This window comes from Nodosilinea sp. AN01ver1 (assembly GCF_050565655.1).
GTDB lineage: Bacteria > Cyanobacteriota > Cyanobacteriia > Phormidesmidales > Phormidesmidaceae > Nodosilinea.
Genome location: NZ_JBNXVS010000038.1, coordinates 12,722 through 30,131 on the forward strand (window position 1 = coordinate 12,722; position 17,410 = coordinate 30,131).

17 protein-coding genes are annotated in these 17,410 nt (G+C 54.1%); 8 read left to right on the forward strand and 9 right to left on the reverse strand.

All coding sequences use genetic code 11. The features are described 5' to 3' along the window. Positions 1 to 269: 269 nt before the first annotated feature. On the reverse strand, positions 270 to 2,255 hold the full coding sequence (locus ACQ4N7_RS22605) for a heavy metal translocating P-type ATPase (RefSeq protein WP_106869262.1): 1,986 nt from the start codon (positions 2,253 to 2,255) through the stop codon (positions 270 to 272). A 181-nt stretch (positions 2,256 to 2,436) separates the two neighbouring features. On the opposite strand from ACQ4N7_RS22605, the gene ACQ4N7_RS22610 reads away from it, so the two are divergent. Both ACQ4N7_RS22610 and ACQ4N7_RS22615 read left to right on the forward strand, forming a co-directional pair. Continuing rightward, entirely contained in the window at positions 2,437 to 3,051 is a 615-nt protein-coding gene (locus tag ACQ4N7_RS22610; protein ID WP_275335442.1) for a M23 family metallopeptidase, read from the forward strand. Positions 3,052 to 3,066: 15 nt separating this feature from the next. Further along, the gene (locus ACQ4N7_RS22615) at positions 3,067 to 3,909 is read left to right on the forward strand and encodes a CPBP family intramembrane glutamic endopeptidase (RefSeq protein WP_106869264.1); all 843 of its coding nucleotides are present in this window, start codon (positions 3,067 to 3,069) and stop codon (positions 3,907 to 3,909) included. A gap of 33 nt (positions 3,910 to 3,942) precedes the next feature. On the opposite strand, the gene ACQ4N7_RS22620 is transcribed toward ACQ4N7_RS22615, so the two are convergent. Both ACQ4N7_RS22620 and ACQ4N7_RS22625 read right to left on the reverse strand, forming a co-directional pair. After that, positions 3,943 to 4,335 carry an ArsR/SmtB family transcription factor gene (locus ACQ4N7_RS22620; protein WP_106869265.1) on the reverse strand — a complete coding sequence of 131 codons (393 nt, stop codon included), beginning with the start codon at positions 4,333 to 4,335 and terminating at the stop codon, positions 3,943 to 3,945. Positions 4,336 to 4,418: 83 nt separating this feature from the next. After that, entirely contained in the window at positions 4,419 to 5,207 is a 789-nt protein-coding gene (locus ACQ4N7_RS22625; protein ID WP_106869266.1) for a tetratricopeptide repeat protein, read from the reverse strand. A gap of 299 nt (positions 5,208 to 5,506) precedes the next feature. On the opposite strand from ACQ4N7_RS22625, the gene ACQ4N7_RS22630 reads away from it, so the two are divergent. Next, a complete protein-coding gene (locus tag ACQ4N7_RS22630) occupies positions 5,507 to 6,994 on the forward strand; it encodes an N-acetylmuramoyl-L-alanine amidase (protein WP_106903109.1) in 1,488 nt (495 codons plus the stop codon). 17 nt (positions 6,995 to 7,011) lie between these two features. Here ACQ4N7_RS22630 and ACQ4N7_RS22635 read toward each other — a convergent pair whose 3' ends face one another. From ACQ4N7_RS22635 to ACQ4N7_RS22660, 6 genes are all read right to left on the reverse strand, one after another. Continuing rightward, complete coding sequence (locus ACQ4N7_RS22635) at positions 7,012 to 7,641, reverse strand: ZIP family metal transporter (RefSeq protein ID WP_430713741.1); 630 nt, start codon at positions 7,639 to 7,641, stop codon at positions 7,012 to 7,014. A 305-nt stretch (positions 7,642 to 7,946) separates the two neighbouring features. Then, positions 7,947 to 8,897, reverse strand: a complete 951-nt coding sequence (locus ACQ4N7_RS22640) for an arsenic resistance protein (protein WP_106869269.1) — start codon at positions 8,895 to 8,897, stop codon at positions 7,947 to 7,949. A gap of 812 nt (positions 8,898 to 9,709) precedes the next feature. Further along, the gene (locus ACQ4N7_RS22645; protein WP_106869271.1) at positions 9,710 to 10,150 is read right to left on the reverse strand and encodes a MerR family transcriptional regulator; all 441 of its coding nucleotides are present in this window, start codon (positions 10,148 to 10,150) and stop codon (positions 9,710 to 9,712) included. A gap of 438 nt (positions 10,151 to 10,588) precedes the next feature. After that, complete coding sequence (locus ACQ4N7_RS22650) at positions 10,589 to 11,746, reverse strand: ZIP family metal transporter (protein ID WP_106869404.1); 1,158 nt, start codon at positions 11,744 to 11,746, stop codon at positions 10,589 to 10,591. After that, on the reverse strand, positions 11,743 to 12,810 hold the full coding sequence (locus tag ACQ4N7_RS22655; RefSeq protein WP_106869406.1) for a multicopper oxidase domain-containing protein: 1,068 nt from the start codon (positions 12,808 to 12,810) through the stop codon (positions 11,743 to 11,745). The genes ACQ4N7_RS22650 and ACQ4N7_RS22655 overlap by 4 nt, the downstream gene beginning before the upstream one ends. A 114-nt stretch (positions 12,811 to 12,924) precedes the next feature. Continuing rightward, positions 12,925 to 13,284, reverse strand: a complete 360-nt coding sequence (locus tag ACQ4N7_RS22660) for a hypothetical protein (RefSeq protein WP_430713742.1) — start codon at positions 13,282 to 13,284, stop codon at positions 12,925 to 12,927. A 174-nt stretch (positions 13,285 to 13,458) separates the two neighbouring features. Between ACQ4N7_RS22660 and ACQ4N7_RS22665 the strand changes: the two genes are divergently transcribed. The 5 genes from ACQ4N7_RS22665 (at position 13,459) to ACQ4N7_RS22685 (ending at position 17,292) form a co-directional block, all read left to right on the forward strand. Continuing rightward, the gene (locus ACQ4N7_RS22665) at positions 13,459 to 13,737 is read left to right on the forward strand and encodes a thioredoxin family protein (protein WP_106869410.1); all 279 of its coding nucleotides are present in this window, start codon (positions 13,459 to 13,461) and stop codon (positions 13,735 to 13,737) included. A 6-nt stretch (positions 13,738 to 13,743) separates the two neighbouring features. After that, a complete protein-coding gene (locus ACQ4N7_RS22670; RefSeq protein WP_430713743.1) occupies positions 13,744 to 13,920 on the forward strand; it encodes a MerR family transcriptional regulator in 177 nt (58 codons plus the stop codon). A 93-nt stretch (positions 13,921 to 14,013) separates the two neighbouring features. Then, complete coding sequence (locus tag ACQ4N7_RS22675) at positions 14,014 to 14,679, forward strand: DUF305 domain-containing protein (protein WP_106869412.1); 666 nt, start codon at positions 14,014 to 14,016, stop codon at positions 14,677 to 14,679. Between the two features lie 423 nt (positions 14,680 to 15,102). Beyond that, positions 15,103 to 15,831: a response regulator transcription factor gene (locus tag ACQ4N7_RS22680; RefSeq protein ID WP_106869414.1), complete on the forward strand. Its 729-nt coding sequence runs from the start codon at positions 15,103 to 15,105 to the stop codon at positions 15,829 to 15,831. A 96-nt stretch (positions 15,832 to 15,927) separates the two neighbouring features. Next, positions 15,928 to 17,292, forward strand: coding sequence for a TolC family protein (locus tag ACQ4N7_RS22685; RefSeq protein WP_430713744.1), 1,365 nt, complete (start codon positions 15,928 to 15,930; stop codon positions 17,290 to 17,292). Positions 17,293 to 17,410 lie beyond the last annotated feature (118 nt).

Genomic DNA, 17,410 nt, shown 5'->3' on the forward strand with positions numbered 1-17,410 from the left:
TGAGAGCTAGGATCAGAGTATAAATACTCAACACACAAGGAGGACGCCATGACACGGACTTCTAGGACTTCTACGATTAGTGCAGCTGTCGCCGCTGCGATCGCACTTTCAATACCAGCTATTGCTTGGGGGGAGGTTAATCCTGCTGCGGTTAACTACTCAGACATCGCTGATACGGTGATGATCAACCATCACGGCGGACACCACCACGGTGGGTGCTGGTAAGGGGGGAACGCTGCAACTCTTTGGAGAATGATCATCTCAACTCGTTATTGAGGGTGCCGAATAATTCGACCCGCATTTAGGATGGCGAGCAGAGCCACGCCCACATCGGCAAACACGGCTTCCCAAAGGGTGGCCAAGCCGATCGCCCCCAGGGCAATAAAGAGGGCTTTGACGGCCATGGCAAGACTAATGTTCTGCCAAACAATGCGCCGGGTTTTGTGGGCGATTTGAATTGCTACGGCCACCTTTGAGGGCGCATCGGTCATTATCACCACGTCAGCGGTTTCTATCGCCGCATCGGAGCCAAGCCCGCCCATAGCAATGCCCACATCAGCCCGAGCGATGACTGGGGCATCGTTGATGCCGTCGCCCACAAAGGCCACTTTGCTCTTAGTTTGGCTGGCACGCTGCAAGAATTCTTCTAAGGCATTTACCTTGTCTTCGGGCAGCAGTTCGGCTCGATACTGGTCGAGGCCCAGCTTCTTGGCGATGCTATCGGCCACCGACTGACTATCGCCAGTCAACATCGCTGTCTGAATACCTTGAGCATGAAGCGCCTGAATGGCCTCGACGGCGTCTTTTTTCAGCTCATCGGCAATGATAATGCGGCCACTATATTCGCCATCCACAGCCAGGTGGGCCACGGTGCCGTCTACGGTGCAAACATCATGGGGAATGTTTTCTCGGTGCAACAGGCGATCATTTCCGGCTAGTACCGTCCGGCCATTGACTTGTGCCCGAATGCCATGACCGGCAATTTCTTCGTAGTCTTGTACGCCGGAGATATCGACGGTCTGCCCGTAGGCTTGACGAATTGACTGGGCCACCGGATGGGTGGACTGCGACTCGACCTGGGCGGCTAACTCCAGTAGCTGGTGCTTCTTCAGGCCGTTGTGGGTCACCACATTCGTCACGCGAAAGTTGCCCTGGGTGAGGGTGCCGGTTTTGTCGAACACAACCGTTTTCACCTGGGCCAGGGTGTCTAAATAGGTGGAGCCTTTGACTAAAATGCCGCGCTTGGCCGCACCGCCCACGCCGCCAAAGTAGCCGAGGGGAATGCTAATCACTAACCCACAGGGGCAGGAGATCACCAGCAGCACCAGGGCGCGATAGACCCACTGGGCCTGGGTAGCCCCCTCAATGAACAAGGGTGGCAAAATCGCCACCGCCAGGGAGAGAAACACCACCACCGGGGTGTAATACCGGGCAAAGCGGGTGATGAATTTTTCGGTGTCGGCTTTTTTGCTGCTAGCGTTTTCGACTAGTTCTAAAATTCTGGCGATTGACGACTCGCCAAAGGGTTTGGTCACCTGCACCGTCAGCAGCCCCGACTGGTTGATCATCCCGGCCAGCACGGTTTCGCCAGGGGCAACGGTGCGGGGCAACGATTCACCCGTCAGGGCGGAGGTATCGACCAGGGATTTGCCCTCCAGAATGTTGCCATCCAGGGGCACCTTTTCGCCGGGGCGCACCACAATCACATCCCCAACCCGCACGGTCTCGGGGGCAACCGCGCGAATGTCGCCGTCAACGCTGAGGTTAGCGGTGTCGGGCCGTACCTCTAGCAGAGCTTTGATCGAGCGGCGCGATCGCCCTACCGAGTAGCCCTGAAACAGTTCCCCCACCTGAAAGAACAGCATTACCGCCACGGCTTCGGGAATTTCGTGGATAGCGATCGCTCCCAGAGTTGCGATCGTCATCAGAAAGTTTTCGTCAAAGATGCGCCCCCGCAGAATGTTGCGCCCCGCCGTAGTCAGCACAGTCCAGCCGCTGATGAGATAAGCCGGAATCAACACCGCGTACTCGGCAACAGCGAAGGGGGTGTTGTGCAGCCGCTCATTGAAAATTAGCCCAATGAGGAAGAGAATGGCGGCGATCGCGATCGGGGTTAGCTCTTGCCGCAGGTTAAACTCTGCTGAATCGTGGCTGTGGCCGTGGTCAGACCCGCAGCAGCCGTCATGGGCGGCCACCTCATCCTTAGGGATCGGGCCGGAGCTATCGCAACAAGCATGGGAGTGAGAGTCTGCCATAGGGGTACCTGGCAAGCGCCTAATGAACATCTGAAGTGTTATTCAGATGATACATGATATGCTCCATCAAACCACACTTGCTGCTTGCAGCAGTCGGAAGGTCTGAGACACCGACTCATCATTGATGCATAATTGGGCGATGAATAGGCTGCTGACGAACCCTATGGAGAGAAGATGTGTTGTGACACCACTGAGAAACCTAAACCATCCCCGGCGTCGCCTCAGGTTTTTGAAGGTAGCGTTTTGTCTTGGCCTGGGGCTCTTTCTTACCCTGCACTGGCCTAGTTCATCGGCTCCGGCCCTCGCCCAAGACACGGTTACGTTTTGGCGGCAGGCGTCCTTCCCCGTCGAAAATTTTCAGGCTTACACCTCTGCCTTTGGCTACAGAACCTCTCCCACTGGCGGCGGGGGCTCTCAGTTTCACTACGGGTTAGACTTGGCCGCGCCCCAGGGCAGCTTTGTGCGCAACTGGTGGAGCGGTAAGGTGATCGAGGTATCAGACCACACCACCTGTGGCACCTCTGCCGTCATTCGGTCGGGCCAGTGGGAGCACCGCTATTGCCACATGAGCGGTCGAGTCGAAGTTTCAAACGGCAAGCGCTATTTGGTCGATTCAGACGGGGGCATTCGCTATGAGCAGGGACAAGACTTGCCCACTGGGGTACGGCTGGGCCGCGTCGGCATGACGGGGCGCACCACTGGCCCTCACCTCCACTGGATGCTGAAATACGACGGCAACTGGGTTGACCCTGGGTTGGTGCTAAGGGCCATGTATGACGCTCAGCAAGCAGGTTAAACAGGCACCTTTGGCATGATTCAACTGCATCAGCTAGTTCGCTATCCTGCCCCGGTGAGGATTTTCTGCTTTCTGCTATTGCTAGCGCTGGTTTGGGTACCGATCGCCTTGCCTCTCTACGCGTGGCTGGGCACCGATGGCTCTCTGAGCGTTATTCCGTTAGTTTTGCTCTACGTCTTGTTTATGGTTGGGCTGGTGCCATGGGGTCACCGTGTGCATGGGCAAACTCAACCGCTACGCGCCCACGGTCTGGAGGCATCGGCCCGCTATGGGCGAGAGCTGGCGATTGGGGTAGGCGTGGGTCTGGTGAGCCTGGGGCTGCTGTTTACCCTAGAGGGCTGGCTCGGTTGGCTCACCTGGCAACCGGCACCGCCCACCCTAGGGCGAATTGCCCTGGAGGGATTGCTGGTGGGCCTAGGCGTTGGCCTGGCCGAAGAACTGCTCTTTCGCGGCTGGCTGCTGGATGAACTGCGCTACGACTGGGGCTTTACCCCGGCACTGTGGGCCAGCGGCACGATCTATGCGGCGCTGCACTTTATCAAACCCTGGGAGGCCATTGTGAAAGAGCTGCCTAGCTTTCCGGGGCTACTGCTGTTGGGGCTGACTCTGGGCTGGGCACGCCAGCGCACTGCCGGACGCCTGGGGTTGGCCCTTGGGCTGCATGGGGGGCTGGTGGCGGGCTATTACTTGATCGATGTGGGCGATTTGGCGATCTACACCGAGCGAGTGCCGGAATGGGTGACGGGTCTGAACCAAAACCCGCTAGCCGGAGCAATGGGCGTCTTGTTTCTATCTCTTATTGCCATGGGCCTACGGTACTGGCCTAAGGCGTTTGATCGGAGTGCTGACTACAAGTGAAAGAACCTGGCTATGGAGCGGCAACGCATCATGCTACTCATCCAGGTGTTGGGCCACTTCCCGATAGAGAGTCATAATATGATCGTCAGCCAGGCCATAGTAGACGTTGCGGCCTTGACGACGGTAGGTGACTAGACGCTGCGATCGCAGCACCCGCAGCTGGTGCGACACCGCCGATTCACCCATCTTCACCGCAGCGGCCAGATCGCACACGCAGAGTTCTTGCTGGGCTAGGGCCGACAGCAGCTTGAGCCGGTGGGGGTCAGAGAGAGCGCTAAAAAACTCCGCCATTCGCTGGGCCTTCTCGGTGCTTAGCACCTCGGGCTGCACCTGGCGCACGTTGTCTAAATGCACCAGCGACTCGTCACAACTGGGGGCATCAACGGCTTGAATTGTAGAGTTCTCTGTAGAGCGAGAATTAGCCATCGATTAGGTTCCTTGGCTTTTTCTCTATGATACTGAGAATCGTTACCACTGAACATCTGTTCAGAGGATTGAGGGCGTTGGCCTCACGGGGTTGGCCCGCTTCCCTGCTGCACCTGCTGCATGAAGTACAGGGTTTGCTGATAGCCTTGGCGATCACCCTGGGCCTGAAATAGCGCCGCCGCCTGGCGCAAATCGACCATAGCAGCTTGAGGGTCGCCGAGCTGGTACTGCAAGACACCGCGATTGCCGTAGGCTTCAGCCAGCTCAGGATTGAGGCGGAGCGCTGTGTTGAAGTCTGAGAGGGCGGCTGCGCCATTGCCCAGTTCGGTATAAATTTTGCCTCGGTTGTAGTGGGCATCGGCGTTGTCGGGGTCCAGGGCAATTGCGGAGTCTAGGTCGCTGAGAGCCTGGGGTAAGTTGCCAGTGGCCGCGAAGACAAGGCCGCGATCTAGATAGGGCTGGACAACGTCAGGGGCGAGCGCAATGGCCTGGGTCAGATCGGCGATCGCCGCCTCGGCATTGGTCATGTGAGCGTGGGCCTCACCCCGGTTGTATAGGGTTTCTGGATGGTCGGGGCGAAGCTGAAGCGCTCGCGAAAAGTCAGCGATGGCGAGCTGATAATCGCCCAGGTCGTGGTAGGCAATGCCGCGATAGAAATAGGCTTCGGCACTGGTGGCATCGGCTTGAATCACCTGGCTGTAGGTGGCGATCGCCGCCTCTAGCTGCCCCTGCTCCGCCTGCTGGCGGCCCTGATTTAGGAGATTGACGGCAGCTTGCTCCACCGCATGGGCAGGCCGCATCCCCACTGCACTTCCAGGAGCTACCACAACGGCCATTCCTAGGGCGATCGCTAACGTTCTCTGGATCTGCATGGCTTCTCTCCTAACCGCACGACTGAGCTATGGGTCTGAACCGTGAGCCTGTACCGTAAGCCCCAGGCACAACTTAATACCAGCGCCCTGTGACGCTTTACAAGCTGAGCTAACCCCCTGAACCGAGCCTGTGGCGTTTCTGAGGCGAGCCTTCACGCTTGGGGTAGAGCCTGGCCCCCCTCCAGTGTAGCGACCGTTTTGAGGATGAGATTTTCTCTGAAACAAGATGAAAGAGGCGATCTCGATGCCGTAAAATCAGGCAAAATCAAAGGCCGACCCAGCGCACTGTGAGATGCTGCATGAAACAATACCGACCTCTGGTGAGCCTAATCGGCATGGTAGGTGGGCTACTGCTGGCGCTTCCAGTCGAAGCAGCTCAGTTTAGGACTTGGCGCTTTGACCCTCAGCAAAACCGGCTAGAGTTTTCGACCGATGCCGCCGTGCTGCCCAGGGCGCAGCTTTTGTTTAACCCCACCCGCATTGTGGTGGATTTGCCCGACACCACCCTAGAGCAGCGGACGATTAACCAGGCCGTTGGCGGCGCTGTTCAAGCCATTCGCATCGGGCAGTTCGATGCCCAAACTACCCGGCTGGTCATTGAGCTAGCCCCTGGCTACACCCTAAATCCAGACCAGGTCGTGGTACGGGGGGAAACGCCGCAGCAGTGGGTGGTGCAATTGCCCCCGCCTCAGGGTGGAACGCCCCCTCAGGCCACCCCCAGCCGAGTCAATGCCACCCCAGTCGCTGGGGCCGCCACCCAGGTCGAAGGGGTGCGCACCACCCCCGACGGCTTTTTCATTCGCACGTCTGGAGTGAGCCCTAACCTGACGGTAGAGCGAGTCAGTGATACTCAGGTGGTGCTCCAGATCGAAAATGCCACCGTGGCAGCGGCTCTAACCGGCGAAACACTACCTGCCAATAGGTTCGGGGTCACCGCCTGGGATATTCAGCCAGTAAGCGCAGCGGTACCGACCCTACAAATTACCCTGACGGTGCCCGCCAACAGCGCTGACTGGCAGGCTTCGGTGAGCAACGGCAGCGGCATCGTAATTTTGCCCCCTCGGGGAGTCGCCATCGCCGCCGTTCCAGCCAGCCCAGCCGTGGCACCGGCTCAGGCACCGACTGCAGCTTCGCCCCCCATTGCCGTACAGCCACCGCCTCAAGCTCCGGTGGTGCCACCCCAGCCTGAGCCCGCAATCCCGGCTACTCCAGCGGTGCCACCACCGGGCAGCAGCATTCCCAAGCAGGCCGTCACGATTGTAATCGACCCAGGCCATGGCGGTCGCGATCCGGGGGCGATCGGCGTGGGTGGCCTGCGAGAAAAAGATGTGACCTCTGCGATCGCCTACGAAGTCGCCAGAATTTTAGAACAAAGCGGTGCGCAGGTGATTCTGACTCGCTCCGATGATCGAGAAATCGGCCTAGAGCCTCGGGTGCAAGTTGCCGAGCAGGCCAATGCCGATCTCTTTGTTAGCATTCACGCCAACTCCATCAGCCTGAGCAGGCCCGAGGTAAACGGGCTTGAGACCTACTACCACAGTTCAGGGAATCGTCTCGCCCAGGTGATTCATCAGTCTGTTTTGAGTCTGGTGGCCATGCCCGATCGCGGGGTGCGCCAGGCTCGTTTTCACGTTCTTGTAAACACCTCTATGCCGTCGGTTTTGGTCGAGACCGGGTTTGTCACCGGGGCTCAAGATGCCCGTAATTTCAACGACCCAGCCTGGCGCAGCCGCATGGCCCAGGGCATTGCCGCTGGCATTTTGCAGTACGCCCAGCGATCGCTTTAATAAAGATTTCAACTCAGCTAATTCACTCCTCCTGATATCAACAAAAAGAGGGCAAACCCCGCCAGAAAACTAATCGCCGACCACTGGGTGTCTTCGTTAGACTCATGTGCCTCCTCCAGCATATCCTCGACTGCCGCCAGGTTATAAAGCCCTGCCACAAAGACTAATGCGGCCATTTTCAACGCCTCCGAGCGTTCCCGCAGGGCGAAATAGGCAATTAGAGCAGTGCCTACTACTGGAATGACAAAGGAGGCCGATATCAGCATCCGCCTGGCCCGACCGACTCCCTTGTTGCGAAAACTGGCGTTGACCGCAAATCCTTCGGGGATATCAGCCAGCACCTGCCCTAGGGCCAGGACCAGCGCCAAACTGCTGGATACCGCAGATCCGCTGCCAACTAGCAGGCCATCTCCCACCAAGTCAGTGGCTACGGCTACATAGACCATCCAGGCACCGGTACCAGCTCCTTTAGGTTGTTTGTGCTGCCACCGCTCAATTCGGCTTTTGACTGTCAGATAGGCGAACCCGCCCAGTAAAAACGCCAGGGCCAGCAACCAGGCAGAGGCCCCTTGCAAAGCCTCTGGCATTACCTCTACAGCAATCACCGCGATGATTATCCCGGCAGCGGCATGAAGGGCATGGTTCAACGTTCTTTTAGAGGGACGTAGCCATTCGGCTAGCACCCCACCACTAAAGTTTCCCAGTGCTGGCAGAATCGCCAAGCCAATTACCCTGATAAGCTGACTATTCATTACGTCCTGGTTCCAAGGAAAATCTGCGGCGGGTTGAAAGCTAAGTCTACTTTCAGGCCCTTTCGGAAAAATTAATTTTCACCGACATCCTGCCAGGAGACATCCATCACGCGGAAGGTTGGCTCTTCAGGCCTCTTTCGCTGATTCATTGCGGAATACGCTGTCAAAGCATCAGCGCTCATTGCTGATTTCTCGAATGATTACGGCGAAGTTCGGTAACTGAGTCTTAAGAGGATCTGAGCTACCAGAGCGAGAATCGGCAGCTCTAGCAGAGGGCCAATTACCAGGGTGAGGGCAATCAGGGGGCGATCGCCAAAGGCCGCTGCTGCCACCGCCAGCGCTACCGGAGAGTTCCGCGCCAGGGTCGTGCAAGTCAGGCAGACTACCTCTGGATACGCCAGTCGCAACCGCTGCCCCAGCCACTGAGCCAGCACAAAATTAATCACAAAAAACGAACCAATGGGTAGCAGCAACAATTCCAGACGTTGCAGTAACGCCTCACTCTTAGCCGCAAAAATGGCCACAATGGCCAGATTCAAACAGAGGAGTTGAATCATCGCCACCTGCGGCAGCTTTTCATGTAGCCAGGTTGGCCCCTTAAGCCAATTAATGCTGTAGCGAGACAACACCGCTAAGGCCAGTGGAATGAATAAAACAGTGACTATTTTGCCTCCCAACACCCAAAGATCAAGCGTGACCAGCGACTGGGCAAAAACGGCCAGATAGACAGGCAACAACACCATCTGCAAGACAAAATTTAGCGGTAGCAAAGCCGTTGCTAGGCTCACATTGCCCTTAGCGATGCCGGTAAACACCAGATACCAATCGGTACAGGGGGTCACCATCAGCATCAGCAAGCCCACCCGCAAATCGGGCGCATCACGCAGAAACAGCGCCCCCAACGCCCAGGCCAGCAGGGGTGTCCAGACAAAGTTCATCACTAAGCTGGCAACAGTCACGCGGTAGTTGCCAAAGGCTCTACCCAGGTGCCGCAGCGGAATCGGTAGAAACGCCGCGTACAGCATCCCCATCAACAGCGGTGTGATGAGATGGTCTGCCAGGGCAGCAACATCGTCAATCTGCGCCAAACCTAGCCCCAGTAGCACCGAAAGCAGAATTAGCAGGGGCTGCGATCGCTCAAACCAGGTCATGGTTAGGGTATCTGTGGTTGCAATTTTGCGGTCGATTAGTGATTATGCCGCAGTGACTCCTGCATTTCTCCCGTGGGGTCATCGCAACACTCAGACCAAACTATCTCATGTACAGGAGTCTCACCATAACGCGTAAGATTCACCATAGCAAAGAAACCTGTATACCTCATTATCATGAGCCTTGTAATATTCTCAGCGATTCTCTTCCAGAAAGGTTAGCAACTATGTATTTCACTATGAATCTGGGACAGTATTAGTTATCCTTCACTCTGGTCAAATCTCGAACGATTGGATCTGAATGTTATGACCTTACAGGCTGAATTTGACGCCTGGTAAACCAAATGGTGAGCGGAGGCACTAGAAACCACATTGACAATGGCACTAACCCAGTGCCTAAAATCGGAATTGTTGGCATGGACTCGGCATAAGTCCACCGATTGAGGGGGCCAGTAGCCAAGGCTTCGATAACAACGGTGATTACCACTCCTACAAGGATAAAAACACCCATTCGGCTACGGTTTGGGTAACGTAACCATTGACGAGACTTCGATAGAGCTGCAACGGCCCAAAATGCAATCAATATAATTACGACATCTCCGACTGTAGCGAGGGTGCAATTTCTGACTATATCGAAGTGGGAGTATCCAGCCGGAATTTGGTAAAACCACATTTGCTGAATTTCCCAAAAGAAAGACAGCAAAAACGAAAATATAACTATGTTGAACTCAGGCAAATTTAGCCAATTCAAGGGACTATGGCGGTTCATGGTGTTAGCCGCATTCAGAATAAATCAGACCTATTTTGACAGTTTTTCAAATAGCCTCTAAACGATTCAGGGTTAGTCTTACTTCTTCAATAAGACTGCAAACCTTAACGTCGGATGGATTATCTAGGGGGCGGGCGGCCCAACTCGTGCGGTAGGTTTCTAGCATGGTTTTACGGGCAGTAGCCTGCTGAATTTCCTGCTCCAGGGCTGCAATTTTGCAGTCGATTAGCGTTTTAACCAGGGTGCAGACCGGCTCCCCTTGCTTGCGCACATCAAACACCTGCTGAATTTCGGCCAGGGAAAACTGTAATGTCTGGGCCTGCTTAATGAATAGCAGACGAGTAACGGCTTCGTCATCATAATAGCGATAGCCATTCTCAGCCTTGCTCATCGGCTCTAGTAGGTGCAGCGACTCGTAGTAGCGGATGGTGGCTACCGTCACGTGGGCCTGTTTGGCCAGCTCGCCTATTTTGAGGAGTTTCTTCATTGTCTGAGTAGGCCATCCTTCTAAAAAAAGACCGATTGGGGATGCGCAACCATCGTCGCTAGAGCTAGCTTAGTGCAAATTTGGGGGGGTGACTCTCAAGCCAACCTCAGGGTTTACCTTATGGAAAGTCTCGTCTAGAGGCTGTTTGGTTCACCATCCTTATCAAAGAGGTCACTTCCAATGCTCAAAGCTTTTCAGATCAAGAAGCTCTCCTTGGCAGCTGTTTCTGCCCTTGTTCTGACCACTGCCGTGGCTGGCGTTGCCGCTGCCGCCCCCTGCCTGTTCCCCACCCCTGATTGCCCCCCCTCTAACTGCGACTAAGCTGGGGCGCGACAAATCTGTTTAAGAGAACGGACTCACCCCTCTAGACGCAACCTAGCCCACATCAGGTCTAATACGCTCATAGCGCTCAAACCAGGTGATGGCTAGGTTGTCTGGCTAAAATTTCACCAGCAGCGCTGTGCTGTACATCACGAGTAGCCCGGTCGTAAAGCCAGCTAAACTCAGCCCCGCCAAGCCGGAGAGCCTTGACAGGTGCAGTTGCCGCTGTAGGTAGGTGCCGAGTTCTATAATCACCTGCAAAATTGCCCCTGCACCAATGCCCAAGAATAAGGCCGCCCAGTGGGGAGAAAAAGCGAAAGCCCCCACCCATAGCCCTATCACTGCGGGGAGTCCAGCCAGGGCGGCCAGCGCCACACAGGTTTGCCAGCGCAGTTTTTGCTTACGCAGCAGCGGTGCGACAATGCCCAGCCCTTCGGTCAAGTTGTGAAGGGTAAAGCCAATCACCAGAAATGAGCCCAAGGCAATTTCCCCCAGGGCAAAGGCGGTGCCGATCGCCAGCCCTTCGCCCAGATTGTGCAGGCCAATACCCAAAGCCATATAGGTAGAGAGCGCAGTGCCTTCGGGCGGTTTGCCCTGGCGTCGGCCCACGGCAAATAGGGCCAGACACGCCACTGTAGCTGCAAACCAGACCAAGGCCTGGCCTTGAAACGCAGCTGCTGCCTTTCCAGCTAGCTCCAACCCTTCCTGCAAGGTGTCTACCAGCAAAAAGGCCAGCATGCCTAAGGTCAGCGTTAAAACAAAGGTCAGTCCCCGCTGGCCCAGCACCTTTAAATAGGGGTAGCACAACATGCCTAACCCCACCGGCACCAGCCCCACATAGAGCCCCAGCCAGCCGTAGCCCAGCAGCGTTGCCAGAGACAGAGCGGGTGTAGGTAGAGCAACGTCAATGGGGTGGGCAACGACAACACCCGTGTTGGTCAAGAACTGAACGTGATGCGCTTCGCCCTCTACCCAGGGGTATGGAATTTGAACCGTCGCCGTCGCCAGCCGTCGGATGGGGTCAGGGGGTTGCTGGGTAAACGCCCAATAGGCACCATCCACCTGAACCTGGGCAATGGTCATGGGAGCTGAACCCTCTGCCCGCACCTTGAGGGTGATGCCCTGATCATTTAGCACGGTACGCTCCACAATCAGGGACTCCAGCGGCGGTGCATTTAAGTTGAGCAACCGAGCCGGGCTCAGGGTCAGCAGCAGGGCAGCCAGCCCGGCCAACAGGAGGGGCGGCAACACCCAGCGCCAGGGCAAAGCCTTCATGCCACCACCTCAAAAGCACTCATCCAGCCCAGTTCGGCAAATTCAGCCTGATGGGCGTGGAACATATAGAGCCCTGGCTCAAAGTCAGCAAAGGAGCATTCGATGATGCCCCGCTGCCCCTGGCAGAGCATCACCGTATCGACAGTACGGGAAGTCGGCGTCAGCGTCGTCCCATGGTCGTAGTAATTGAAGAAATTGGCGTGCAGGTGAAAGGAGTTGATCGGGTCAAACTCGGTTACGTTAATCAAATAGACACGCACTGGGCGATCGCGCTCAATGCGAATCGGCTGCTTCATGTAGGCATGGGAAATGGAGTTAACCGCGTAGACTTCGTTCTCCTCGTCAAAGTTGGTATCAAAAGCATTCATCACCATCAACAACTCCTGCCAGCGCTGGTTTTCTGAAGAACCCAGCAGGCGCGATCGGGCAACATCTACTTGGTCAGGGTGCCGCTGTGGGTCAGGATCAACAATGAACGCTCCGTAGAGCCCTTTGTGGAGATGGCGCTTAAACGGCACAGAATGACAGTGGTAGAGGTGGCAGCCAAAGGGTTTTGCATCAAACTCGTAGGTCACCGTTTGCCCCGGCGCAGCTTCCATCACCCCTGGAATGCCATCCTGCCTGGCTCCATGAATACCGTGAAAGTGCAGGGTGTGTGGGTGCGTACCCTGATTGGTAAAGCGAATGCGAATGCGATCGCCCTCCGTGACCCGAATGGTTGGCCCCGGCACCTGGCCGTTGTACGTCCAGGCGGGGTAAAACACCCCCGGAGCCACCTCAATCTCTCGCTCAACGGCGGCGATATCGTACTCTCGCAGGCGCTGCCCAGTAGGCAGCATTGAGACACGTCCTCCATTCCACTGGCTCAGCAGTACGTGAGGGTCAAAGCCATTTCTAAGGTGATCAACCTCGCCTAGCGTAGTCATGCCCTGGTGATGAAGATCCGGAGCAGTCGGGGCACGCTCCTGAGCCAACGCCGGTTGGTTAAACCGGCTACTCAGCCAGGTGCCAGCCCCCAGAAGCCCGGCTCCAAGGAGCGATCGCCGTTGTACATGCCAATCCATTACTTTTCATAATTGTTTCATAATCAAAAGCATAGTGGATAGCGAGGCACTTTCATATTTATTTCATAATTGAGACGCCGCAGTCGCTAAGTTAGGTCTGCGGCTAGCTTTGGGTCATCGGCGATGGCTTTCTACCGCATCCATCCTGGCATGGCAACCTATACCGGCGGAGCCGCCAATTAGCGTCGTACCGAATAGCGCGACCACAATTACTGCCGCCATCGCACCGCCCTTAGCTAGCCAAGAGAAGCTGGCGGGGCGCGATGTCGCCTGAATCTGTTGTGATTGAATCTGTTGCGCTGCCTGACGAATATACTCCGGCTCAATGTTAGCCTCAGCTCCTGCGTCAACTAATTCCTCCAGAGAGTAGCTGCTTTGCTGCTCAGCCTGTAGTCGCGCTGCCAGCGCCAACACTTCTGGAGCCAGGTCTGCTGAGATTCTAAGATCTGAAGGGTTTATATCCAAAGGATCCACAATAGAGGCCTCGCATCAGTTGCTGCATTAACCGTCATCTCAGGCTAAACCCTAAAGTCGTTAGAGAGTCAAGGGCGTTTGGTAAATTGTCATACCGAATCGGAGTTTAGCCTCCCCCTTGACCTTGAAGCTAGGTTCAAGGTTTAGAGTGAACACAACTTCCAAGGTAATGAAATGACTCAACGACAAGTTGAAATTTTTGTAGCCGGGTGCCCTCGGTGCGACGAGGCCGTGGCTCTGGTGCAGCAGATGAGCTGTACAGCTTGCCAGATTCAAGTGTGGGATGTACGCAGTGAGCAAATCACGGCCACCGCTCGCCAAAAACTGGAGGACTACGGCATCCATCGGCTTCCCGCCGTGGTGGTCGATGGCGCATTGGTGGACTGTTGCCGTCAACAGCAGCCGATTTCCCGCGACGCTCTGGCAGCCGCAGGGGTTGGGCGGTCAAAATAGGCACAGATGTTAATTCATGACCTGAGTCGCCAAGCCGAGGTGCCAGCTTCTACCATTCGCTATCACGAGCGGATAGACCTGCTCGACGCGCCTCGGCACAGCCAATCCCAGAATCCATTGCTGATCGCAGAACCTTGCCAGGGTGATCAGACCTCTTCCATTTCACTCGCATTTCATTTTTGAGTGTCAAGCTTAGAACCGACAGTTGTGCCGAGCGCGTCAGCGCGTTTGAAAGCGAGCAACCGCCTTTGTGATGGAAAAGAGGTTTGACATCCGATGACTTTGAGAAAAATATTGGCTTCGTGGATAGTAGTGGGTGGACTGGTGTCCCTGCCTTTAATGGTGAGCGCTTGCAATACGTCATCCTCGGCCCCTAAAGAATCAGACTCTGCCGCTATGCCCATGGGAGATGAACCAATGGGCGACCATTCCATGATGATGGATCTCGGCCCTAGTGACGAGGAGTTCGACTTACGGTTTATTGACGGCATGATTTTGCATCACCAGGGTGCGATCGCCATGGCTGAATCGGCTTTGCAAAACTCGCAGCGCGATGAAGTAAAGCAGTTGGCAGAGGAGATTATCGCTGCCCAGCAGGTCGAGATTGACCGTATGCAGCAGTGGCGGCAAGCGTGGTACCCAAATGCCAGCGAAGAGCCCGTCATGTATCATTCAGCCATGGGACATTCCATGGCCATGACGCCTGATATGCAGGCCACCATGATGATGAGTGGCGACTTGGGCGCTGCCGATAATGAATTTGACCTACGTTTTATCAATGGCATGATTCCCCACCATGAGGGGGCATTAGCTATGGCGCAAGACGCCCTAGAGAAAAGTAGCCGACCAGACGTTCAACAACTCGCCCAAGATATTTTATCAACCCAGCAGGTCGAAATTGATCAAATGGAGCAGTGGCGAAAAGACTGGTACGGCCAGTAATTTCATTAGCGAATAAAGTTCGGCAGGTCTCACTCCAAGAGCTGGGGCCTGTCTTGCATGGAATATTTTCTAGCCTTAATTTTTAGAACTCAGCAAGCATAAAAATCTATCGATGTGACTAAATGATTATAGGCGGGAAACCTATCGCAGTACCTTGTCTAGATACCATCTGGCCAACAATACTAAGCTTGGTACGCGACGGCCTTAATGATAATGACTGGACAAGCCACCTAAAAATACGTTCTAAATTGGGTAGAGTTTTCACGTTCATTTCATTTTTGCTTGCCATACTGTAGCGACAAACACTGAAAGGCGAAAAAAGCCTAGTACCTAACATGCTAGTGAGAAGCCTATTTTCTGGCAGTTAGAATAGGCTCTGCTCTGTTTTTGGTGCTTTCAGTTTAGAGAGTGAGGTGGGTTTGTATGGCAAAACATATTCTTGTAATAGAGAATGAGTCTAGCTTGGCTCGTTTAATCGAGTCAGAACTAGTTCAGGAGAGCTACCTAGTTAGCGTCTTTGAAGATGGCTTCAGCGGGCTTGTCAACATTCGCCAAATTGAGCCAGACGCACTAATTATTAGCTCGTCTATTTCTGATTTAACAGCTATTGATATATGCAGAAGGCTCAGGACTACAGGCAATCCAGTCCCCATTTTGTATATCGATAAAGACACTACTCCTCAAAAGCAAGCGGCTGCTCTAGAAGCAGGGGCTGATGCCTACATCACTACACCTATAAGCCTAGATTTAATTTTGGCGCACATCAAAGTTTTTCTAAGAAGAAACGATAGCGAAGATGCATCGAGAATACTTGTTTTCTCTGATGTGACACTCAGCCACTACAGCCGGACGGTATATCGAGGCGGTCATGAATTAGCTCTAACAGCTAAGGAGTTTGATTTGCTGGCTTACTTTCTTGAGCATCCTAAAGAAGCGCTCAAGAAGTCGCAGATTATTGATGCCATTTGGAGCTATGACTGCGATCTTGGTCATGAAAGCAACGTACTTCAGTTTTATATTTGCTCTCTGAGAAAAAAGATGGAATACGGCCAAAGAGAACGGCTAATTCACACCATCCGAGGATTTGGATATATTCTCAAGACTGCTGCTAGGGGCCGATCCAGAAATTCCTTATCTCTAGCCTTGGCCTAGTTTGTCTGTTGATTTAATCGGTCAAGAGTACTCATTTTTTTGTTAAATATGCGCCAAAATTTCCGACTTTCTACATCTGTCCTAGTCAGTTTGGCCATGGCTATTGTGTTAGACGTTGCTCCCCTGACTGCATCTAGAGCCCTTGCTCAATCTTTGCCTCAGTCAAAAGAAGATACCTCACGACCTGACCGTCTTTCTCCGGAGCCTAATCTACTGCTTTTGCCAACTCAGCCAGAAGCTGTTGAAATTACTACGACAAAGACTCTCTCTATAGAAGAAGCTTTTGAGCTAGCATTGCGCAACAACGAAGATCTTCAGATTGCCTTACTAGAGCTAGAACGCAGTCAGTTTGCGCTTAGAGAAGCTAGAGCAGAACTGTATCCAACTGTTGGCTTGGCATCAACATTGCAAAGTAATAGCGAAGAGAATGACAACCAAACAACTTTAAGAGGAGACCTTGAGGCTCTTTATGACTTGGGCTTGTCAGGAGGTAGACAGGCCAGAATACAAGTAGCCGAAGAGCAAGTTCGAATTGCTGAACTAGACATCAATCGGCGTAGGGCGCAACTTCTGCTCGATACCGCCAATGATTATTACGCCTTACAGCTAGCTGTTGAGCAAATTCGTATTAGCCAGGCCTTTCTAGATGAAGCGGAGCGAAATCTACAGGACACAATTTTAAGAGAACGTGCTGGCGTGGGCACTCAGTTTGACGTGCTCCGGGCGGAGGTGCAGGTGGCCAATGCCCGCCAAGACTTGACGCAGGTGCAAAGCCAGCGACAAATTGCGCAGAGACAACTATCACGCAGGCTGAATTTACCAGCTTCAGTAAATGTTGATACGTTGCCTGTAGAAATTGCTGGAGGCTGGCCGCTAACCTTAGAGGAGAGTATTATACTGGCCTATCAAAGTCGCGTTGAGCTATCGCAGGTTTTGGCCCAGCGCACAATTGCCCAACGCCAGAGACAAATTGCCCTGGCAGCGGTAAGACCTAACCTTAGCTTAGTCGCCAACTATGGCCTTCAGCAGGCTTTAAGTGGCAATTCAACCGCGCTGAATGATGGGTTCAGCGTGGGCGCTAGATTACAGTGGCAACTCTTTGATGGGGGTGCTGCTTCAGCATCGGCGGCTCAGCAAGATAAGGAATCGGAAATTGCAGAAACTCAGTTCTCCCAAACTCGCAACAGTATTCGTTTGGAAGTTGAAGATGCTTATTTTAATTTGACGGCTAATCAAGAAAATATCACTACGGCTACTGTAGCGGTACAGCAGGCGCAGGAGGCACTTAGATTGGCCAACTTAAGGTTTAATGCAGGTGTAGGCACTCAACTAGATGTATTAAGTGCCATTGGAGATTTAGCTGAAGCAGAAGGCAATTTGGCAAACGCAATCATAGACTACAATCGGTCGTTAGCAGCAATTAATAGAGCAACCGAGCAATTCACTGCACAACCCAATTAAAGTAGAATGAATAGAGCGTCTTTGTAGACTATGTCGATGGTTTGACTATTTTTTGTCAGGCTAAGCCAATAATAAAACCCCACCACGAACTAGTTCGTAGTAGGGTTTGAAGTGTATC